Annotated in this window: 18 protein-coding genes; 10 read left to right on the forward strand and 8 right to left on the reverse strand. The window is 45.7% G+C overall.

Features of this window, described 5'->3' with window-relative positions; translation table 11 throughout:
* Nucleotides 1–37 precede the first annotated feature (37 nt).
* The gene (gene metJ / locus FC652_RS13165) at nt 38–355 is read right to left on the reverse strand and encodes a met regulon transcriptional regulator MetJ (protein WP_176298936.1); all 318 of its coding nucleotides are present in this window, start codon (nt 353–355) and stop codon (nt 38–40) included.
* 211 nt (nt 356–566) lie between these two features.
* On the opposite strand from metJ, the gene FC652_RS13170 reads away from it, so the two are divergent.
* From FC652_RS13170 to metF, 3 genes are all read left to right on the forward strand, one after another.
* Entirely contained in the window at nt 567–1,733 is a 1,167-nt protein-coding gene (locus FC652_RS13170) for an O-succinylhomoserine (thiol)-lyase (protein WP_176298937.1), read from the forward strand.
* The gene (locus tag FC652_RS13175; protein ID WP_176298938.1) at nt 1,733–4,144 is read left to right on the forward strand and encodes a bifunctional aspartate kinase/homoserine dehydrogenase II; all 2,412 of its coding nucleotides are present in this window, start codon (nt 1,733–1,735) and stop codon (nt 4,142–4,144) included. Before FC652_RS13170 ends, FC652_RS13175 begins: the two co-directional genes overlap by 1 nt.
* Before the next feature lie 199 nt (nt 4,145–4,343).
* Nucleotides 4,344–5,237: a methylenetetrahydrofolate reductase gene (gene metF, locus FC652_RS13180; RefSeq protein WP_176298939.1), complete on the forward strand. Its 894-nt coding sequence runs from the start codon at nt 4,344–4,346 to the stop codon at nt 5,235–5,237.
* A 119-nt stretch (nt 5,238–5,356) separates the two neighbouring features.
* Here the strand turns inward: metF and FC652_RS13185 are convergent, their stop codons facing one another.
* The 4 genes from FC652_RS13185 to FC652_RS13200 all read right to left on the reverse strand — a co-directional run bounded on the left by FC652_RS13185 (nt 5,357) and on the right by FC652_RS13200 (nt 10,040).
* Entirely contained in the window at nt 5,357–6,151 is a 795-nt protein-coding gene (locus FC652_RS13185; RefSeq protein ID WP_176298940.1) for a DUF547 domain-containing protein, read from the reverse strand.
* 326 nt (nt 6,152–6,477) lie between these two features.
* Nucleotides 6,478–7,365, reverse strand: coding sequence for a pyridoxal kinase PdxY (gene pdxY, locus FC652_RS13190; protein ID WP_176298941.1), 888 nt, complete (start codon nt 7,363–7,365; stop codon nt 6,478–6,480).
* A gap of 13 nt (nt 7,366–7,378) precedes the next feature.
* Nucleotides 7,379–8,590 (reverse strand): aromatic amino acid transport family protein, encoded by a 1,212-nt coding sequence (locus FC652_RS13195; RefSeq protein ID WP_176298942.1) that lies wholly within the window; start codon nt 8,588–8,590, stop codon nt 7,379–7,381.
* Between the two features lie 61 nt (nt 8,591–8,651).
* Entirely contained in the window at nt 8,652–10,040 is a 1,389-nt protein-coding gene (locus tag FC652_RS13200) for a tyrosine phenol-lyase (RefSeq protein WP_176298943.1), read from the reverse strand.
* An 865-nt stretch (nt 10,041–10,905) separates the two neighbouring features.
* Here FC652_RS13200 and FC652_RS13205 point away from each other — a divergent pair.
* Together FC652_RS13205 and FC652_RS13210 are read left to right on the forward strand one after the other, a co-directional pair.
* A complete protein-coding gene (locus FC652_RS13205; protein WP_176298944.1) occupies nt 10,906–12,039 on the forward strand; it encodes an FIST signal transduction protein in 1,134 nt (377 codons plus the stop codon).
* Nucleotide 12,040: 1 nt separating this feature from the next.
* A complete protein-coding gene (locus FC652_RS13210; protein ID WP_176298945.1) occupies nt 12,041–13,468 on the forward strand; it encodes a sensor domain-containing diguanylate cyclase in 1,428 nt (475 codons plus the stop codon).
* Nucleotides 13,469–13,514: 46 nt separating this feature from the next.
* Here the strand turns inward: FC652_RS13210 and FC652_RS13215 are convergent, their stop codons facing one another.
* A complete protein-coding gene (locus FC652_RS13215; RefSeq protein WP_176298946.1) occupies nt 13,515–14,849 on the reverse strand; it encodes a sodium:proton antiporter in 1,335 nt (444 codons plus the stop codon).
* Nucleotides 14,850–15,042: 193 nt separating this feature from the next.
* On the opposite strand from FC652_RS13215, the gene metH reads away from it, so the two are divergent.
* Nucleotides 15,043–18,723, forward strand: a complete 3,681-nt coding sequence (gene metH, locus FC652_RS13220) for a methionine synthase (protein WP_176298947.1) — start codon at nt 15,043–15,045, stop codon at nt 18,721–18,723.
* Between the two features lie 85 nt (nt 18,724–18,808).
* Here metH and FC652_RS13225 read toward each other — a convergent pair whose 3' ends face one another.
* Both FC652_RS13225 and zur read right to left on the reverse strand, forming a co-directional pair.
* Nucleotides 18,809–19,270 (reverse strand): chemotaxis protein CheX, encoded by a 462-nt coding sequence (locus FC652_RS13225; protein WP_176298948.1) that lies wholly within the window; start codon nt 19,268–19,270, stop codon nt 18,809–18,811.
* Nucleotides 19,271–19,295: 25 nt separating this feature from the next.
* Nucleotides 19,296–19,745, reverse strand: a complete 450-nt coding sequence (gene zur, locus FC652_RS13230) for a zinc uptake transcriptional repressor Zur (protein WP_176298949.1) — start codon at nt 19,743–19,745, stop codon at nt 19,296–19,298.
* Nucleotides 19,746–20,037: 292 nt separating this feature from the next.
* Here zur and dusA point away from each other — a divergent pair, with 292 nt between their 5' ends.
* From dusA to FC652_RS13250, 4 genes are all read left to right on the forward strand, one after another.
* Nucleotides 20,038–21,018, forward strand: coding sequence for a tRNA dihydrouridine(20/20a) synthase DusA (dusA, locus tag FC652_RS13235; protein ID WP_176298950.1), 981 nt, complete (start codon nt 20,038–20,040; stop codon nt 21,016–21,018).
* Between the two features lie 160 nt (nt 21,019–21,178).
* Nucleotides 21,179–21,391 (forward strand): envelope stress response protein PspG, encoded by a 213-nt coding sequence (gene pspG, locus FC652_RS13240; protein WP_176298951.1) that lies wholly within the window; start codon nt 21,179–21,181, stop codon nt 21,389–21,391.
* Nucleotides 21,392–21,494: 103 nt separating this feature from the next.
* A complete protein-coding gene (locus FC652_RS13245; protein WP_176298952.1) occupies nt 21,495–22,157 on the forward strand; it encodes a TIGR04219 family outer membrane beta-barrel protein in 663 nt (220 codons plus the stop codon).
* Nucleotides 22,158–22,303: 146 nt separating this feature from the next.
* Nucleotides 22,304–22,534 carry a hypothetical protein gene (locus tag FC652_RS13250; protein WP_130197694.1) on the forward strand — a complete coding sequence of 77 codons (231 nt, stop codon included), beginning with the start codon at nt 22,304–22,306 and terminating at the stop codon, nt 22,532–22,534.
* Nucleotides 22,535–22,549: the final 15 nt, after the last annotated feature.

Consider the following 22,549-nt stretch of genomic DNA (forward strand, 5'->3'; position numbering starts at 1 on the left):
TGTGTCACTTATCCCCGATGTGACCCTGCCCGATGATTTAATCATCGTAGGCTTCAAACTCGATACCCATCGCCGTCATCAACTCTTTGGCTTCAGTAGGAATGTCGTCAGGGCGATCTTTTCTAAGATCTTCATCCGTCGGCAGGGGCTGACCTGTATAGGCATGCAAAAATGCTTCACACAACAACTCGCTGTTTGTCGCGTGGCGCAGGTTGTTAATTTGACGACGAGTACGTTCATCCGTCAGAACTTTTAGTACTTTAAGCGGGATAGAAACGGTAATTTTTTTGACTTGCTCGTTTTTCTTTCCATGCTCTGCGTATGGACTTATGTATTCGCCATTCCAGTCAGCCATTGCGCACCTTCAGAGTAATAATTGGTGAATTAAAATTGTAAGCGGAGATTTTAGCTGGATTTACTGCCATAAGCAAAGACATATAGACGTCTAGAAGTGTTGACGTCTTAATGTTTGATGGTTAAAGTGACAGCTATTAAAGGAGAGGAAGGCGCTGCAACAACATTAGCGCATTCTTATTAAGAATTCATCTTCGCTGAAAGGAAACATGATGAGCACTCACAAGCCAGCCACGATAGCCGTGAGAACCGGCATCGAATCCGATACTCAATACCGTGCCGTTGTACCACCCATTTATCTCTCAACAAACTATGGTTTCTCTTCCTTCGGTGAAGTTCCTAAATATGATTACACTCGTTCAGGCAACCCCAATCGAGGTTTGTTAGAACAAGCACTGTTCCAATTGGAATCTGGCAAAGGAGCAGTGGTCACCAACTGTGGCACCTCTGCACTCAACTTGTGGGTCTCTGCTTTCTTAAGCCCAGATGATCTTATTGTGGCTCCTCACGACTGCTATGGCGGTACTTATCGTCTGTTCAATACTCGAGCGAAAAAAGGCGATTTTAAGGTCCGTTTTGTTGATCAATCCGACAGTGCTGCACTGGATGCGGCGTTGGCGCTTAAGCCTAAACTGGTGTTGCTTGAAACGCCTTCCAACCCGCTGGTGCGTGTGGTGGACATCGCGGAAGTGTGTGAGAAAGCGCATAAAGTGGGCGCGTTGGTGGCGGTCGATAACACCTTTTTGACACCCGTGTACCAAAAGCCTTTGGAGCTCGGGGCTGATTTTGTGATTCACTCGACAACCAAGTACATCAATGGGCATTCTGATGTGATTGGCGGTGTGGTGATCACCAAAACCGAAGAGCACGCAACAGAGCTAGCGTGGTGGGGGAATTGCCTTGGTGCAACCGGCACGCCATTTGACAGCTATATGACGCTGCGCGGCATTCGTACTTTAGGCGCTCGCATGCGTGTGCATGAAGAGAGTTCACAGCAAATCCTTGCTTATCTACAAACCCAAGATTTGGTTGGTACGATTTATCATCCAAGCTTGCCAAATCATCCAGGGCACGAGATAGCGAAAAAACAGCAATCTGGATTTGGCTCTATGCTCAGTTTTGAGTTCGCGGGCAGTTTCGAGCAGCTAAAAGTGTTTGTTAAAGTACTTGAACTGTTCTCATTGGCGGAGTCGCTTGGTGGCGTTGAAAGCTTGGTCTGCCATCCTGCATCCATGACTCATCGCGCTATGGGTGAGGAAGCATTGGCTGAAGCTGGGGTAACACAGCAACTCATCCGTCTATCGGTGGGTCTTGAAGATGCGCAAGATTTGATTGCCGACCTTAAGCAAGCCTTTCAACAAGCGAAGGAGAGCCGTTAATGAGTCAGGTTCGACAACTGCACAAATTTGGTGGAAGTAGCCTTGCTGATCCGGATTGCTATCGCCGAGTGGCAGGCATACTTAAAGAGTATTCTGGTGAGAATGATCTCGTGGTTGTGTCTGCAGCAGGGAAGACCACCAATCGTTTAATTGAGTTTACCGATGCACTTGAGAAAGATGGTCGATTGGCACACGAAACGTTGCAGGCTTTGCGCCAATATCAAACTGGTTTGGTGGAAGCTCTGATTCAATCCGATCTGAGAAAGACGTTGTTAGACCAGTTGGTCGACGAGTTCAGTACGTTGGCAGAGCAGACGGCCCCGTTGAACGCAGCGCAAAAAGCTGCGATTTGGGGTCATGGTGAAGTATGGTCATCGCGTCTGTTGGCGGCGTTGCTCAACCAATCTTCACTACCCGCGGTTGCCCAGGATGCGCGTGCGTTTCTGCGTGCGGAAACGGGCACACAACCAGAAGTGGATCGCGCTCGCTCTTACCCCTTACTCAAAGAAGTGTTGGCTCAGCATTCCCACCGCCGAGTGGTGATCACTGGCTTTATGGCACAAAATAATGCTGGTGAAACGGTACTGTTAGGTCGCAATGGTTCTGATTATTCCGCTACGGTGATTGGCGCTTTAGCAGAAGTAAACAAAGTCACAATCTGGAGTGACGTAGCTGGCGTGTACAGTGCCGATCCACGATTAGTCAATGACGCCTGTTTACTACCTTTGTTGCGCCTGGATGAAGCCAGTGAACTTGCACGCCTCGCGGCTCCAGTGCTTCATAGTCGGACGCTACAACCCGTGGCGCAAAGTGCCACGGAACTTAATCTGCGTTGCAGTTACACACCTGAGTCTGGTTCTACGCGCATTGAACGGGTGTTGGCCTCAGGGCGGGGTGCCAAAATCATCACCTCACTTGAGGATGTCATGCTGGTGCAACTTAACTTCTCCGCTGGTCATGATTTTGAGCGAGTGCAACAAGATGTGTTACGAGCACTCAAGAGAGCACAGCTTGAGCCACTGGCCTTTGAAGCGCAACCGGATCAGCACAAGTTACGTTTAGCGTATACCAATGAGATTGCTGGTGGCGCGTTGGCTTATTTGCAAGAACTCGCGCTTGCCGCAGAAATCAAGTTAAAAGAAGGTTTTTCTTTGATTGCTGCTGTTGGTGCTGGGGTGACAAACAATGCCAGTCACTGTTTTGGTTTCTATCAGCAGTTAAAACACTCTCCGGTTGAGTTTATTTCTGAAACCGAATCAGGGTTGAGTCTGGTCGCGGTTATGCGCCGTGTCGATATTCCAGTGTTGGTGAAGTCCATTCACACTCAACTCTTTCAGGCGCAAAAGCGCGTGGCGATTGCGCTTTGTGGTAAAGGTAACATCGGGTCGAGCTGGTTGTCTTTGTTTGCACAGCAGAAAGGAGAGCTCGAAAAACGCCATGGTATGAACTTTGAGCTTGTCGCAGTGGTCGATAGTCAAACTTACTTGTTTAATGAGCAAGGGCTTGATGCGGCGGCGGTACATGCGCATTTTGATGATGATTCTGTGCCCAATGATGGTAAGAACTGGTTGCAAAAACTTAGTTCCGTCCAAGATTACGATGAGGTGGTGGTGCTAGACGTGACCGCTAGCCGCGATTTGTCCGCTCAGTATCTCGATATCGCTCATCAAGGGATGCATTTGATCTCGGCTAATAAGATTGCGGGCTCGGCGAGTAGCGACTACTACTACCAAGTGCAAGATGCCTTCAGCAAGATTGGACGTCACTGGCTATACAACGCCACCGTTGGTGCTGGTTTGCCGATCAATCATACCGTGCGTGATCTGCGTGAAAGTGGTGACGATATTGTCGCGCTGTCGGGCATTTTCTCCGGTACGCTCTCTTGGCTGTTCCAGCAGTTTGATGGCTCAGTGCCGTTTGCTGAGTTGGTCGACTTAGCGTGGCAGCAAGGTCTCACCGAACCTGATCCACGCAGCGATTTGGATGGCTCTGACGTGATGCGTAAGCTGGTTATTTTGGCGCGTGAGTCGGGTCTGGAAATTGAACCTGAAAATGTCAAAGTTGAGTCTTTGGTGCCTGACGAGCTCAAAGATTTATCGTTAGATGAGTTCTTTGACAAAGCGCACTTGCTCAGCGAGCGTCTGCAGGAACGTTTAGCGAAAGCACAACGTCAGGGGCAAGTTTTGCGTTATGTCGCCCGTTTAGAAAAAACTGGCAAGGCGCGAGTCAGTGTTGAAGCGTTGTCGCGTGAGCATGCGTTGGCCAATTTGCTGCCTTGTGACAACATCTTCGCCATCGAAAGTAAATGGTATAGGGACAACCCACTGGTCATCCGTGGTCCCGGCGCTGGGCGTGAAGTGACTGCTGGCGCAATTCAGTCTGATCTCAATCGCTTAGCTGGCTTGTTCTAACAGAAGATAGATGATTTGATAGGGACCCAAGCGGTCCCTTTTTTCTACTTGAACTATGCTCATTATGAACTTGAAAAAAATTCATAATCACAAGGTTGACATTAAATCGTATTCAATACATTCTGTAGCCATATAGACGTCTAAACGTCAGTTTGAGGATTGAGATGGTTTCGTGGCAGACAGTCACAGGGAGAGTAAGATGGGATACACACACGCAAGTCATATTGACGCTTTAAACCAGAACATTGCGGAGTTGTCAGACAACATCAATGTTTCGTTTGAGTTTTTTCCACCAAGTACACCACAAATGGAAGAGACACTTTGGGGCTCTGTTCATCGTTTGAAAACGTTACAACCGAAGTTTGTTTCCGTGACTTACGGAGCCAACTCCGGCGAGCGTGACCGTACTCATTCCATCATTAAAGAGATCAAAGCGCAAACAGGCTTAGTGGCCGCACCACATTTAACCTGTATCGATGCGAGCCGTGATGAGTTGGTCAATATAGCCAACGATTATTGGGCGAATGGCATCAAAAATATCGTCGCGTTGCGTGGTGATATTCCTCCTGGTGGCGGTGCGCCAGATATGTATGCATCGGACTTGGTGACACTACTGAAATCGCTACACGATTTTGATATTTCCGTCGCTGCGTTTCCAGAAGTGCATCCAGAAGCAAAAAGTGCTCAAGCGGATCTGCTCAATCTAAAACGTAAAGTAGACGCGGGAGCCAATCGCGCGATCACTCAGTTTTTCTTTGATGTCGAAAGCTACTTACGTTTCCGTGATCGCTGTGTAGCTGCGGGCATTGATGTTGAGATTGTTCCTGGGATCCTTCCGGTTTCTAACTTCAAACAGGCTTCTCGCTTTGCTGCGCAGAATAACGTCAAAGTCCCTGGCTGGATGGCAAAGCAGTTTGAAGGATTAGACGATGATCCAGTGACGCGTCAGCTTGTTGGTGCTAGCCAAGCTATTGATATGGTGAGGATCTTAAGCCGTGAAGGTGTGAAAGATTTCCACTTCTATACCTTAAACCGTGCAGAAATGACTTACGCCCTGTGCCACACACTTGGCGTGCGCCCTCAAAAGGCATAACAGTTCTCGACTCTCCCTCAAATGAAAATGGCGCTTTAAGCGCCATTTTTGCCTTCAATACCCCTTTTTCTTGTTAATTCTCTCACGAGAGAAAGTGGGCATTTGCTCGGAGATCAAGTTCAGTCAGCGCCGTTCAAGCGCCAATCATATTCAAAGTGTACTTTTCCCGAAAAATCACGATACTGCGATGAGTACCGGCCAATGTGCTCAAACAATCGCGCTTTACCACCAAAATCTTCCGCAAACCAATCGTAAATGGATGAGAGTTGTGCTTTGTTCCCTTGCAATGTGACTCCTTTACGACTAGCGATAAACTCTCTTGCCGCTTGCTCAAGTAAGGCCTCACTATTGCTGGCGGTGAACGCTTGCGGTTGAAGATTTGGGCAACCTAAGCTGGCACAATTCACAGCATAGTGGGTTCTCGGATCATTCCAAATCGGGCGCAAAACTCGATGTTCAATATCATTGAGCGTGATGTCATACCCATTGATGGTCACCACCTTTTCATCCCACGGACCAAAAGAAAACAAGCCGCCTAACTTGGTGATCGACTTGATTGGGTAGTTATCAAGGATAAGGTCTACCGTAATCGCATTGTATAAGTTTACCCAATAGGCATACTGCTCAGACCGATTTAAGGTTCTTGGATCGTATTCTGCCAGCTTGGCGAGATATTGCTTTAACCTTTGTTTGTCCTCGTTAGATACCGCAGCATAGCGAAAAAGTGTGTGTTCATCACGACGAATCAGATAACTGTCCAACAGCGATTGCCAAGGTTGATGAGAAATCTGGATCGTGCTGCTCTCATCGAAGGTTTGCCAGTAAGGCCAAAGATTGGCCTTAGGTGCAGCGTAACTGGAAGTGGAAATTAGCGTGGCAATGAGTGTCACAAGAAACAGTAAAAATCGTTGCATGAACAGGGCTTCCTTTAGAGGCTTAACGGGTCATTTGTCCAGTAGACCGTATAAAGTAGAAATCAATTTCCGTCGTTTAAAAGAAAATGGCTATCTAGGTGATCCCATATTCTGGTCGTTGAAATAACGGAGTATATCTATTATCGCCGTCCTAACTGCAACGCCAAGTCATTTTGGTACAGATGATGCGACGTAGAGGTTAATTGCCATTGTCTCAATCCCAAGTCGGCATGATACATGCGTTTTTATTAATGTGGGGTTGAGTTTTCGCCGAGCGTGTGTGACTCGGCGAAGTCAGAGAATAAAATGGGGAATGGGCGAGAGGATTACAAAGAATAGTAGTTGATTGCGTTGTCTAAAACGCATCGACCGACAGGAAAGACCTCGTTAGGCGTGGCCATCTCTTCTTGAGCTGCGATGATTTGCAGTTCCCATTCGTTTAAATCAAAGGTTTTTTTGACCACCGCATAAGATGCTGCATTACAATAGCTAAAGGCATCAAGTGGCGACAACCCGTTTAGCAAGCCAGCAGTAAATAGGGAAGAGATTAAATCCCCGACACCAACTAGCGGTTTGGCAAACGCCAGATTCGGACGTTGGGCGATATAGCATTCTCCCTCATAACCGAGCATCATCGTGAACTTATCATCAGAGATGGCGTGCAAATGTTTAACTAAAACGATTTTGATACCCATCGCCATGGCTTTCTTACACGCAGAAACCGCATCATCGAGATCACGGATGGGCGTGTTGGTAAACTGCGACAGTTCAAATTGATTAGGAACAATGATATCCGCCATCGGAATGAGAGTGTGGATTAACTTTTCCGCAATGCCTTCACCCACAATACAGCCTTTGGCTGGATCGCCCATGACGGGATCGCAAATATAGAGTGCTTTAGGATTCGCTAACTTAACTTGTTTCACAAACTCAGCAATCGCGCAGCATTGTTCAGCGCTTCCTTGATAGCCCGATAATATCGCATCACACTTATCAAGAACGCCAATCGACTTCATGCCATCGAGCAATTGATAAACATCATTGGCTGGAAAAGCTCGACCTGTCCAGCCCTCTGAGTACTGGGTGTGATTTGAAAATTGCACAGTGTGAATGGGGAACACTTCTAGTCCCATCCGTTGTAATGGAAAAACAGCGGAACTGTTACCAGCATGCCCATAAACCACATGGCTCTGAATAGAAATCACACCCCTCATACAAGCTCCTTTATTAACTTAGAAATAGCTGGGAAATAATAATGACCACACCAAATAACACGCTGATGGCGATCGATAAATTGCCGCCTTTAACTCGGTAAAGATTTGGTGCGTTATATATTTTACGCGCTTTGTAGACCATCGCTGCAGGAAGGAAAATAGCAAGGACGACCAGAGCAATCGATGCATATCCTAAAGCCATAATGAAGCCTTGAGGATAAAAGAGCGCGAAGGCTAGAGGGGGTAAAAACGTAATGAGTGCAACGTAAATACGATTACCTTTAACCGATTTTTTCGTAGTATCACGTAGAAATTCAAACAGGCCCAAAGCAACGCCTAAAAATGAGGTAATTAATGCAATATCAGCAAAAAGACCAATTAATAACGCGAGCTTTGAATTGGTTAATGCTTGCGATAACACCGCTATCATCTTTCCTAAATCGGAACTATGAATTAATTCATCTTGTGAGACGACACCAAGCGTACACATTAACCAAATAATGTAGACGGCAAGAGGAATACACGAACCGATATACATCGCTTTTTTCAGATGATTGGTATTTCCATCAAGATATGACACAATAGCCGGAATTGAGCCGTGGAAGCCAAACGAAGTAAACACAACTGGTAGAGCCGCAAAGATTAAACCGTATCCCACTGGTGCGCTTGCCAGATAAGTTCCAGTAATGTTCGGTGAGAGGAACATAAGAACTAATATCATAGACAGCATCATCAGGCCGAAAAGGACTCGATTTACTTTGTCTACCAGTTGTGTCCCCGCAGTCACCATCATGGCGACCAAGATGACAAATATAATAGACCCTAGCGCGGAAGGTATTTGAATACCGAAGAGTTCATCTAACCGAATGGTTAAGTTAGCGCCCCCTCCAGCCGTATACGCCGCACATAGTGAATAAAACAAGAAAAACATGGCGATAGCCGCAATGTATTTGCCTTTATCGCCAAGAAACTGTTTTGCAAGGGTATGGAGCGTGGCTTTGCTATCTGCATGTTGATGGGCTTCTAACATTAATAAAGCGGTATAAGTCATCAAAGCCCAGTAGGCGAACAAAATCACTGTCGAGAGACCAAATCCAATGCCCGCAGTCACTAAGGGTATTGATAGCATCCCAGCGCCGATCGATGTGCCCGCAATAATGAGTCCACCACCGATCGTTTTTGAACTACTGGGTGAGGGAGTTTTGCTTGTGGTTGTTACTTCCATAGTTTTTTCTTCTCCATTAAAAAAGCCCCTAGCTGACCAAGTCAGTTAGGGGCTCAGAAGTTTACTCAGTTATGTATTCAAATCGCGATGTAAAGAAGCGCAGTTGCTTCGGCTCGTACACAAACTTCAGACCTTTGATTTGATCTCGGTTTTTATACAGCTCAATGATGCCATCCGCGACTTCATCCATGTGAGCGTAGGTGTACACTCGACGAGGAATTGTTAAACGAATCGTCTCTAGAGCAGGGCGGTGGTGTTCGCCGGTTTCAACATTTCGACCTGCAGACACAATACCACGCTCCATGGTGCGACAGCCGGTTTCGACATACACCGCGGCTGCAAGTGTTTGAGCTGGTAATTGTTCTTGCGTTAAATGTGGTAAGAAACGACGTGCATCGACGAATACCGCGTGTCCACCAGTTGGTTCAATCATTGGGACGCCTGCTTCACGCAAACGGTCAGCGAGGTAACGAATTTGTTTGATGCGGTGATCCAAGTAATGGAAATCCATCGCTTCTTCGATACCAAGGGCCAAGGCAGACATATCACGGCCTGTCATGCCGCCGTAAGATGGCATGCCTTCGTACACAACAACCCACTCTTTCGCTTCGTTAAACAACTCTTCATCACGGAGAGCTAGGAAGCCACCACAGTTTTGCAGGCCATCTTTTTTCGCAGAACATGTCGCGCCATCCATGTATGAGAACTGCTCCAACATGATTTCGTGAATGGATTTATTGGCGTAACCTTCTTCTTGCTCTTTGATGTAGTATGCGTTTTCTGCACAACGTGTCGCATCCCCCATGACTTTAATACCATGAGCGCGACAAACTTCGGCCACTGCACGCATGTTCGCCATAGAAACAGGTTGCCCACCCGCTAAGTTGACCGTGATCGCCAAACAAACGTAAGCAATATTTTCCGCGCCTTTTTCATGGATCGCTGCTTGCAGTTTGTTTAAGTCAATATCACCTTTGAATGGGATATCTAACTCAGCGTTATGCGCTTCATCACGGATGATGTCGATGAACTTGGCGCCATTGAACTCTTGGTGGAAACGCGTCGTTGTGAAATACATGTTTCCTAGGACGTACTGCTGTCCTTTATTTTTTGGAATGGCGATGGTCGACAGGATGTTTTCAGCGCCGCGACCCTGATGGGTAGGGACTACGTATGGGAAACCATATAAGCGCTGAATCGCGGACTCTAATCGATAAAAGTCTTTTGAGCCAGCATAGGCTTCATCACCTGTCATTAGAGCGGCCCACTGTTTGTCAGATAGGGCAGAAGTTCCAGAATCGGTTAAGAAATCGATATAAACATCTTCTGAGCGGAGTAGGAAAGTATTGTAGCCAGCTTCACGCATTTTCACTTCGCGTTCTTCACGAGTGATCATCGCCATTGGTTCTACAGCTTTAATTTTAAATGGTTCGGCAGGATATTTTTTCATAAGAATAATACTCCAAAGTTTCTTCGTTATTGGGTGTTTAATGTTGGGAGTATTAAATATTGTTTGTTTAAAAAATAAAATGTTTTGCGATTGGATTTAATTTGGAGTTGCGTATAAAAAAAGGAACAGCGGTGAAAATTATTATTTTGAGAATTGAGCAACTTAAATTTCAAAATTTGTTAGTTGAATTTCCACTTAGGATCTGTTAATTAAGCTCGCCTTGTGATTTAGCTCTCGCATTTAAAATTTAAAATTGGTGTAAATTTATATTTACACCTCTATTTTTTGGTTTAAATTATGGGATTAAATGATGACTTGTATTATTTATCGTTGCTGTTTTTTTGGTTAATTGTTTTTATTTGGTGTTTAAATTGAAAATGGCAAGTTAACAATATTTTCATCAAAGCGAATATTTTTCTCTGATTTATTTTTCATGAATTTATTTTAAGGTGGAAAATAAATTTACGTTCACTATAAGAAGAAATTTTCACTTGGGTGTGTTGTTTCATATCAGATGGGTTTTCTTTGATATTATTTCGGAGTAATCGCATCAGTCGCTGTTTTTCTATCATCCAATGAAAACCGACCTTTTGTTCAGTCATCATCACGCATAGCGAATCAACCCTGCTTCAAAGAAACAATGAGCCCCCTTAGCCGCTTGGTATTGGTCAATAATTATTTGAACTTGTTCTATACGAAGGCCGATGTACAGTGAGTTATCACGAAAAGAGAGTATGTGGCACCACAAGATGTGTTCGTCACACTGAGCATAATCTTGATTAAAAAATGTTCACCACATCAACTGGTCTTGAATGCTCCTTAAAAGCAACTAACTTTAAGTAAGTAGGCTAAGGAGCGCGGGATTATGAAAAGTGCACAGATCATTTGGCGGGAGGACTCTTGGCAAAACCTTTCTACTGTCACACGATTAGATTCCGATTCAACGCTCGTTCTGGCCTTTGGTACTCAGCATTCTCAAGCGATCAATCTACTTCATCAAGCCATGCCGCACTCGAAAATCCTTGGTTGTTCAACCGCTGGGGAAATGTTAGACAACACAATCTTGGATGGCTCTTTGGTCGCGACCATTGTCGCTTTTGAAAAATCAAGAATAGAGCAGGTCTGTGAGTCTATCGCAACATTTTCTGGGGATAGTTTTGTGCTTGGTAAAAGTCTCAGTGAGCAATTGGTTTCTCGAGGGGATGATCTTAAGCATGTTTTTGTTTTGAGCGATGGCCTGTTAGTTAATGGCGGTTATTTAGTCGAAGGATTCCGTAGTGTTTTGCCATCATATGTGCAGGTGACAGGGGGGCTAGCGGGCGATGGTGAGCATTTTTCGCAGACTTTTGTCACTTCAGGAGTCAAGACGGAATCTGGGGTTGTGGCCGCACTAGGCTTATATGGTGAATCTCTAGACATTCGTTTCGGCTCGAGAGGTGGCTGGTGCCCATTTGGTATGGAAAGGAAGGTCACAAGGGCGAAAGATAATGTGCTTTATGAACTCGATGACCAAAATGCATTAGACATTTATAAGGCCTATCTTGGTGACCTTGCTGATGAGTTGCCCGCGAGTGGGTTACGTTTTCCTCTAGAAATCACCTTGCCTGAGAAAAACTTGAAACTGGTCAGAACATTACTTGCCACCAATGAGCATGATGGAACCATCACATTTGCGGGTAATATCCCTAAAGGTGTATCGGCGAAACTGATGAGAGCCAGTTCGGATTCTTTGATCGATGGGGCACGTTTAGCGGCGAGCTTATGCCATGACGAAGAGAGCCAAGCGCCAATTGTCGCGATTTTGATTAGTTGTGTCGGGCGAAAATTACTTCTCAGGCAGCTAGCCGAAGATGAGGTGGAAGCGGTCCATGATGAGTTGGGCGAGAATGCGGTCATCTGTGGCTTCTATTCGTATGGTGAAATTGCCCCCGTTGATAAAAACGGAAAGTCTGAATTGCATAACCAAACGATGACGATCACGACTTTTAGGGAGTTTTAGTATGCATCGTTTGCTGCAAAGACAACTTAGGAAAGTGTTTCCCAACGGGCTTCCCGATGACCCTAAGTTGCAGCAACTGATTGGTTTGGTGGAGTCTGGTTATGATGCATTTTCCGAGCAATTAACCATTTTAGAGCGTTCACTAGACATCAGCAGTGAAGAATTAAACCATCGTAACCGTACCTTAAACACCATTTTGGACTCTCTGCCCGACATGAGCTTGTGGATTGACAAAGAGGGTGTTGTACGGGATATCCGAGTTGGCTCTTTCGACCCCCCACTGATTAGCGCAGAATGTAAAACCGATCAGCTTTTTGAACTTCCGTTTGTCCAGCAATCTCCTGAACTGTACGCTTTTTTACAAGACCACCAACACACAACCAAACGAAGCAGGGATGTCGCTCTGCATTTCAATGGTCACCAATACTTGGTCAAGGCCAATCTGACGGCCATTAGTCAACAGCGCTGGCTGCTGGTCTTACAAGACATCTACTTACGTAAGAAATTAGAAGAGATGCAGAATCAACGTCTGCAACAATCAAAACGCTCTGAGAAGCAGCTGCAACAACTCGTCAACTCTGCGCCGATTGGTATCTTAATATGCAATCCCAGACTCAATGTGTTGATGAGCAATGACTTTCTTTGTCATTTGTTTGGTATGAGTAAGCAAGAGCTGATGAATCAGCATCCAATGGAGTATATTTCTATTCAATATAGGGCAGTGTTTAAACAGTTTGTTGATAAGGCACTTTATGACCAAACCATGACAGACATCCAACGTTTAGATTTAATGCTGATGCTGCCTGATGGTCGAGATATTCCGGTAGAAATGGCCTTTAGCAAGATAGTGTTTGAAGGGAAAACCATGGTCATTATCTCGATTACGGACATTAGTGAACGGAAGCAGTTGGAAGAGATGCTACGTAGCCTCGCAGCAACGGACCCGCTAACAGGGGCATTAAACCGTCGCAGCTTTATGGAACAAGCAGAGAAGTCGATCAAAACGTGCAAGCGTAGGGAGTGTGCTCTATCACTCCTCATTCTGGATATCGACTACTTTAAACGTTTTAACGATACTTATGGCCACGCGGCTGGCGATATTGTTTTGGTGGAGCTGGTCAAACTCATTCAGAAATCGATACGTGAAATTGATTTTGTCGGACGTTTAGGCGGGGAAGAGTTTGCTGTTGTACTACCAGGGTTAGGCGGTAAAGAAGCCTACCAAGTGGCCGATCGTTTGCGGCAGGTTGTGGAAGGTATGCAGATCTTCTATGACCAACAGGCCTTAAACATGACGATCAGCATTGGTTTAGCAAGCCTCTCTTCAAGTGAGCTGGATACGCCATTTGAAATTTTAATGAAAATGGCCGATGAGGGTCTATATAGTGCTAAAAACCATGGCCGAAACTGTGTGATAGCGCCACAGTGAAGATGGTCGTGTAATAAAGGAAAGGGCTGTTACCAGCCCTTTATTGTTATGAGGAGAGCGATTGTTGGTTTACTTTGCTTTCCGGTTCTGTTTTGTGTTGTTCTTCAAAATCGACTTGTGCTTTTTTCGCTTTCTCAATCATTGGAGTGATGGTTGAACCCTGAACCAATATTGAAAAAACCACCACCGCATAGGTCATCACCAGAATAATCTCTTTCACGTCGATGAGCTTATCTGGAATAACCCAGATACCCGATGGAATTGAGAGTGCCATCGCTAAGGCTAAACCACCGCGCAACCCGCCCCAAGTGAGGATTTTAATTGACCATGGATTGTATTGGCGGAAGCGTTTAAAGCCGATATAGGACAAAAATACGCTGAGGTAACGAGCGATTAAGACCAGTGGAATAGCGATGGCCATCAAAATCCAGTCCTCTTGATGGAATTTAAACAGCAACATCGACATACCAATCAGAAGGAAAAGCACACCGTTGAGAAACTCATCGACGAGCTCCCAGAAATGATCGAGATGATCTTCACTCTCTTTAGAGAAGCCGATAAAGCGTGTCCAGTTACCAATCATAATGCCAGAGACCACCATTGCTAATGGACCAGAAACATGGAGCACTTCTGCAAAAGCATAACCTGCCGTTGGGATGCCAATGGTGAGTAGTAGCTCCATTGAGTGGTCGTCGGTGGCACAGATCAGATAATGGAACAGCAAACCGAGAGCAAAACCATACAAGATGCCACCAATGGCTTCTTGGATGAACAGCAAAGTAACGCTACCTACCGTAGGCGTTTCGTGGCCAAATGCGATGGTAAACAAGGTCACAAAAATCACCAGACCAAAGCCATCATTGAACAGTGATTCCCCTTCAATTTGCGTTGAGATTCTACGAGGTGCCTTGAGTTTTTTCACGATAGCCAAAACAGCGATCGGGTCGGTCGGTGAAATGAGTGCACCGAAAAGCAGGCAGTAAATCAGGTCAAACTGAATACCAATGAGCTGGCAAATGCCATACAGAGCAAAACCAATAAAGAAAGTAGAGAAAAGTGTCGCACCTAGCGCCAACACGGTAATTTCCCATTTTTGGTCTTTAAGGTTGGGTAGTTTGATACCTAAACCGCCAGCAAACAATAAGAAGCCCAAAATACCTTTGAGGAGGAAATCTTCAAAGTCGATGCTCGACATGGTTTGTGTGGCGATTTCGGTTAAGTGGAACCAGTTATTTTGACCTGCAATTAAAATAAGTAATGAGAGCACCATTGAGCCCGCGGTAATCGCGATGGTAGTCTGCATTTTGCCTATCTTGCTGTTTACAAAAGCAATCAACATTGCTGCAGCGGATAGAAAGCAGAGAGTATAGTAGACCGACATACAGTTCTCTATTTGTAACAATTTGTGAACGAAATTCTCCTCGTTTGATGAGTAAATAGCAATCTCTTTTTCCTAGTAAAATAGTCCAAGAGGATTGCAGGCAAAATAGTCAAAATTAGTATTTTTAGACGTCTAGACTCCTGAGTGTTGTGTGATAGGATGTCAACATTAGAAAAAGGAATGAGGCGGTACTGTGGGAAGTCAAATCAGAGCGCAGATTGAAGCGCAACTAAAACAGAGAATCTTGTTGATTGATGGTGGTATGGGCACCATGATCCAGGGCTATAAGTTGCAGGAGCAAGATTATCGTGGTGAGCGTTTTGCTGATTGGCATAGCGATTTAAAAGGCAATAACGACTTACTGGTGCTAACTCAGCCACAGTTGATTAAAGAAATTCATCATGCCTATCTAGAAGCGGGTGCCGATATTCTTGAAACCAACACCTTTAACGCCACCACCATCGCAATGGCCGACTACGATATGGAAAGCCTGAGCGAAGAGATCAACTTTGCTGCCGCGAAGTTAGCACGTGAAGCCGCGGATGAGTGGACAGCCAAAAATCCCGCGAAACCACGCTATGTTGCGGGGGTACTTGGCCCAACCAACCGTACTTGTTCCATTTCGCCAGATGTAAACGATCCGGGGTATCGTAACGTCAGCTTTGATGAACTAGTAGAGGCCTATTCTGAATCGACTCGTGCACTGATCCGCGGTGGTTCTGATCTCATCCTCATTGAAACTATTTTTGATACCTTGAACTCGAAAGCGTGTGCTTTTGCGGTGGATTCGGTGTTTGAAGAACTAGGCTTCGCACTCCCTGTTATGATTTCGGGCACCATCACCGACGCTTCAGGTCGAACGCTGTCCGGTCAGACGACGGAAGCCTTTTACAACTCTCTTCGTCACGTACGTCCGATCTCTTTCGGCTTAAACTGTGCACTTGGGCCCGATGAACTGCGCCCTTATGTTGAAGAGCTTTCTCGAATTTCTGAAACGTTTGTTTCCACTCACCCGAACGCAGGCTTGCCGAATGCCTTTGGTGAGTACGACCTATCTCCAGAAGAGATGGCCGAACACGTCAAAGAGTGGGCGCAAAGTGGTTTTCTCAACCTGATTGGTGGTTGTTGTGGCACCACGCCAGAACATATTCGCCATATGGCAATGGCGGTGGAAGGGGTGAGTCCTCGCGTGTTGCCTGAGATTCCAGTTGCCTGTCGCTTATCGGGCTTAGAACCGCTGACGATTGCCAAAGATACCCTTTTTGTTAACGTGGGTGAGCGCACTAACGTTACTGGTTCTGCACGCTTTAAACGCTTGATCAAAGAAGAGCTGTATGATGAAGCGTTGGACGTTGCGCGTGAGCAAGTTGAAAACGGTGCGCAAATCATCGACATCAACATGGATGAAGGCATGCTCGATGCAGAAGCGTGCATGGTGCGTTTCCTTAACCTATGTGCATCTGAGCCAGAAATCTCCAAAGTGCCGATCATGGTCGACTCCTCTAAGTGGGAAGTGATCGAAGCTGGCCTGAAGTGCATTCAAGGCAAGGGCATCGTGAACTCCATTTCTCTCAAAGAGGGGAAAGAGAAGTTTGTCGAACAGGCGAAGCTGATTCGTCGTTATGGCGCTGCGGTGATCGTGATGGCATTTGATGAAGTCGGCCAAGCGGATACGCGTGAACGTAAACTGGAGATTTGTACCAAAGCCTATCGTATTTTGGTTGATGAAGTCGGTTTCCCACCGGAAGATGTCATCTTCGATCCCAACATTTTCGCTGTTGCAACGGGCATTGATGAGCACAACAACTACGCGGTCGACTTTATTGAAGCGGTGGCGGACATCAAACGTGATCTTCCGCATGCAATGATTTCTGGCGGGGTATCGAACGTTTCCTTCTCATTCCGCGGCAACAATTACGTCCGTGAAGCGATACACGCTGTATTCCTTTACCACTGCTTTAAGAACGGGATGGACATGGGCATCGTGAATGCCGGCCAGCTCGAAATTTATGACAACGTGCCTGAAAAGTTACGTGAAGCGGTCGAAGATGTCGTACTGAACCGCCGCGACGATGCCACTGAGCGTTTGTTGGAGATTGCCGAAGAGTACCGTGAAAATGCCGTGGGCAAGCAAGAAGACGCATCGGCACTGGAGTGGCGTACTTGGTCTGTCGAGAAACGTCTTGAGCATGCTTTGGTTAAGGGGATCACCGAATTCATCGTCGAGGACACCGAAGAAGCGCGCTTAAATGCCACTAAACCACTGGAAGTGATTGAAGGTCCTCTGATGGACGGCATGAACGTGGTGGGCGATCTGTTTGGTGAGGGCAAAATGTTCTTACCACAAGTGGTGAAATCAGCACGCGTAATGAAGCAGGCGGTGGCTCACTTGGAACCCTTCATCAATGCGTCCAAACAAGCGGGTTCTTCGAACGGCAAGATCCTATTGGCGACGGTGAAAGGGGATGTACACGACATCGGCAAAAACATTGTTGGCGTGGTACTGCAATGTAACAACTACGAGATCATCGATCTCGGTGTGATGGTGCCGTGTGAGCAGATTTTGAAAGTTGCGAAAGAGCAGCAAGTCGATATCATCGGTCTTTCTGGTCTGATTACCCCATCACTCGATGAAATGGTGCATGTAGCCAAAGAGATGGAGCGTCTTGGTTTTGATTTGCCATTGTTGATTGGCGGCGCGACCACATCAAAAGCGCACACTGCGGTGAAGATTGAACAAAACTACTCACATCCGGTGGTATACGTAAATAACGCCTCTCGCGCAGTTGGTGTTTGTACCTCGTTACTTTCTGATGAACTGCGTCCTGCGTTTGTTGAACGCTTACAGGCCGATTATGAGTTGGTTCGCGATCAGCATAATCGCAAGAAGCCGCGTACTAAGCCGGTGACGTTAGAAGCGGCACGTGCGAACAAGGTGGCAATTGATTGGCAAAGCTACACGCCTCCTGCACCGAGTCAGCCTGGTGTGCACGTGTTTGATGACTTTGATGTGGCGACGTTACGCCAATACATCGACTGGACACCATTCTTCCTCACTTGGTCATTGGTAGGCAAATACCCCACGATTTTTGAGCATGAAGAGGTAGGCGAAGAGGCGAAGCGTCTATTTGAAGATGCCAATGAGTGGCTAGATCGTATCGAACAAGAAGGGTTACTCAAGGCGAGTGGCATGTGTGGTTTGTTCCCAGCGGCAAGTGTTGGTGATGACATTGAAGTCTATACCGATGAGTCCCGCACTCAAGTGGCGAAAGTGTTGCACAATCTTCGTCAACAGACGGAGAAACCCAAAGGGGCGAACTACTGTTTGTCAGATTACGTTGCGCCAAAAGAGAGTGGTAAAAAAGATTGGATCGGCGCTTTTGCTGTGACTGGTGGGGTGAACGAGCGTGAGCTCGCAGATCAGTTCAAAGCGCAAGGTGATGACTACAACGCGATCATGATTCAAGCGGTTGCCGATCGTCTAGCGGAAGCTTTTGCCGAGTATCTGCATGAACGTGTCCGTAAAGAAATTTGGGGCTATGCTGCCGATGAAAATCTTTCAAACGAAGAACTGATCCGTGAGAAATACCAGGGGATCCGTCCTGCGCCAGGTTACCCTGCCTGTCCAGAGCACACCGAGAAAGGGCCGTTATGGGAACTGCTTAACGTAGAAGAGACCATTGGTATGTCACTCACCAGCAGTTACGCGATGTGGCCGGGAGCTTCGGTATCAGGATGGTATTTCTCTCATCCCGATTCTCGTTATTTTGCCATCGCACAAATTCAGCAAGACCAAGTGGAAAGCTACGCTAAGCGTAAAGGTTGGGATCTCTTGGAAGCCGAAAAATGGTTGGGACCGAATATCAACGGCTAAAGAAAAAATCCGATATTGAATGCTTCAATATCGGATAATTCTTCAGTGAAAAGAAAAGGCGCTGACGTCAGTCAGCGCCTTTAAACTATTCGAAACAGATCTCGATAAAGGCGTTACCCCATTGAGAAGAGAAAGGCATGATGATGATCGAACCTTCACATTTATGACGAATGGTATGCCCTTTACCAGAAACGACTACAGGCGTGGCCATATCAAAATCAAATCCGCTTTCCGCCAAAATACGTTTTGCTCCACCCGTTACCATATTGGTGATTTCACCCACCATATCAGTCACTTCTTCGTTCAATCCATTTGGTCGTTCACCCAGCATGTTTTGCATGATTTCAAGCGCAAGCGCTTCATCAAAGGTAATCGACATCGAGCCACGCGTCTGCGGGCCGATCATACCAATAAGGCCAGAAACATCACCACGGGCGATCTCATCTTTTTTGATTCGTGGTTTCTGAGGCTTCAATTCCAGTGAAGCCATCGTTTTTAGAACATTCATTAAAGAAGCCAAAAACGGGTTTACAAATTCAGCGCGCATAACGTTCTTCTATATCTTGATTCTTTCACTCTGAGAGACAAGTTTTACAGGTACCGTGAGTTTCGATCACTTGATTGGTCAACTTAAAGCCGTATTTCTCAGCATTATTGGCCAACAAGGATATCAGTGTATCATCCTGAAGTTCAACGACATCCCCACATTTATCACAAATCAGCAATTGGAAAAAATGTTGGTTAGTGTTGCAAGAGCAGCAGGAGATAAAACTGTTGTTCGATTCAACTCGATGAATAAAGCCCTGCTCCATTAAAAATTCTAAAGCGCGATAGACGGTAGGAGGTTTGGCTTGAGGTTCGCTCTCCTTGAGCTGCTCCAATAACTCATATGCACTGGAAGCTCTTGAGTTTGAACAAATTAGTTCAAAAACGCGTTTACGTTGCGGAGTCAGTCGGACTCCTCGTGCCGAACATATGCCTTCTATTTGCTCAACTAGTGTCTGGTCCAAATCTTTCACCATACTTATTGGACTTTCTTAATAATAAACTATTTCTATACGAAGATCGTTGAGAAACCGATAAAAATCCAAATAAGCTTTTATCTTTGTCACAAACGGTCAGTGTTCGCTCCACAATAAAACGAAACCTAGCTCAGGTAAAGCGAGTGTAGCGCATCCTTACATGAACCATTACAATATCGGACCAAATTTTTGATATAAAGCTAACTCGAATAATTAACCGTGCAAAAACTGGGTTTTTGCGCCGTTACTTATGCGAACTGGTTTTGCTCCTTTGTTGTTAAGGTAAATGCTTATGACTCACTCTTGTCGCCTTTCGGTGGCTCCAATGCTCGATTGGACCGATCGCCATTGTCGCTATTTTCATCGGTTGATGACGAAAGAAACCTTGCTCTATACCGAAATGATTACGACTGGGGCGATTATTCATGGAAAAGGGGACTTCCTCGCGTATAACCAAGAAGAGCATCCTGTCGCGTTGCAATTAGGCGGCTCGAATCCCCAAGATCTCGCGACCAGTGCCAAGTTGGCTGCAGAGCGAGGCTATGATGAAGTTAACCTGAATGTGGGTTGCCCGTCGGATCGAGTTCAGAATGGACGTTTTGGCGCATGTCTAATGGCTGAGCCTCAGTTGGTCGCCGATTGTGTCGCTGCAATGAAAGCGGTTGTGGATATTCCGGTGACGGTAAAAACCCGTATTGGTATCGATGATCAAGACTCTTACGAATTTCTCACCGACTTTATTTCGATTGTGTCAGAGAAAGGTGGCTGTGAGCAGTTTACGATCCATGCGCGCAAAGCTTGGCTAAGTGGTCTAAGTCCGAAAGAGAATCGTGAGATCCCTCCATTGGATTACCCGCGTGCCTACCAGCTAAAGAAAGACTTTTCGCATTTAACGATTGCGATTAACGGTGGTGTCAAATCCTTAGAAGAAGCGAAAGAACACCTACAACATCTAGATGGTGTGATGATCGGTCGCGAAGCATATCAAAGTCCTTACTTACTCGCGTCAGTGGATCAAGAGTTGTTTGGCAGCCAAGCACCAATTAAGAAGCGACGTCAGATCGTGGAAGAAATGTATCCTTACATCGAACAGCAGCTTGCCAATGGTGCTTACCTTGGTCATATGACTCGTCACATGCTAGGGCTATTCCAAAACATGCCTGGGGCGCGTCAATGGCGTCGTCATATTAGTGAAAATGCCCATAAACCAGGCTCTGGTATTGAAGTGCTACAGCAAGCGTTAGCGAAAATTCCCCAAGATCTTGATGTGTAATTTTCACCACTAGGTGGTAAAAATTACCTATATACATTTATAGTGAAGCCCTTTGCTTTTTTAGTTTAGGGCTTTTTCTTTATTTATTAGATAGTTATATCTGTGTGAAAAGTTGGTACAAAATCTGCTCTGTATAAGAAAAACATTAAGGAGATAGATGATGTTAGAGCTGATTTTTATTTTGGTGTTTGCTGCAACTCTTCTAGTTACAGGGATCACTATGATGACGGTGTTGGCGGCAACGGGTATCGCGTTGGTTGTGATGGTCTTGCTGGGTATGCTTGGTTTCGTTTTAAAATTATTGCCTTGGTTAATTGTTATCGCATTAGCGATTTGGTTTTTTAAACACATCGTTGCGCAGCCTAGGTATTAAACCTAGAGAATAGAGATTTTGTTGAATGTGTGAGCTGAGATTGTGATAGGATCACCGCTCAGCTCATACTAGGTTAATTCAGTAAAATCGGAGTATTACTCTTATGCGTAATAAAATTGCTACCGTTTGTGCGCTATTGGCATCAACTGGTTTTTTTTCTGCTACTTGCCAAGCGGGTGTAAAGACGACGGTAGGCGCCGAATTTTGGAATGCGAAAACCAAAGTCAATGAGGTCGAGCGTGACCGCGCTGCCACTGGTGTTTATTACGCCTCTATTGAGCATGACGTAAAATATCTGCCAGATCTCCGAGTTCGTCACTCTTCCGTGGATGCCGATTACATGGCATTTGATAAGCTTGATTTTACCCTTTACTTCAACTTATTAGAGCATGAACTGATGCATTTTGACGCAGGGATTACCTTTAGTGATTTGGGCAATACCAAATACCTCAACGGTGCAAATGAAGCTGCGGGTGCGCGCTCGTTTGATGAAATGATTTGGGCATGGTATGGCTATGGTGAAATTAACGTACCCAAGACCAATTTTGATGTGATTGGTGAGATGAATTTTGGTAACAACAAAGGCATCAAGAGTACAGATTTGATGGCAGGCATGCAGTATCGATTGCCGTTTGAAGACTCTGAAGTGGCTGTTCGTGCGGGCTACCGAGTGATTGATTTAGAGGCGGATACCTTTACGTCCCCTTTGGGTAAATCGTTCATCTTTGCTCACGGATGGTTCTTAGGAGCGCAATATCGCTTCTAAGCATAAATGAGAATCCTAAAAGGTCGCTTTGTTATAAGCGGCCTTTTTTTATATTTGTTGTCTATAAAAATCGGTAATTTTTCGCATTAGTGGCAATTTCGTCCATGCTTATTGATGTCATCATCAAAAGTCAGAAAGGGCAGGGTATGACTATTACTGAACTACGAAATCTGTACCGTGAAAAACAGTTGATTGAAGCCATCATCGAACCATCCATTCAAGAGGGGGCTTGGGTTGTCGAATTTCGTCATGCAAGAGGAGGATTTGTGTTACTGACCGACAGCCACGGTGAGGAGTGCCAATATCAGGACTTGGATGAAGCGTCCAAATCGGCGATGGCAGTGGGTTTTCAGCAAGTCCGAGTGGAAACACGTTAAGTACGCATGATTGCT

The organism is Vibrio sp. 05-20-BW147 (assembly GCF_013369385.1).
In the GTDB taxonomy this organism is placed as follows: domain Bacteria; phylum Pseudomonadota; class Gammaproteobacteria; order Enterobacterales; family Vibrionaceae; genus Vibrio; species Vibrio floridensis.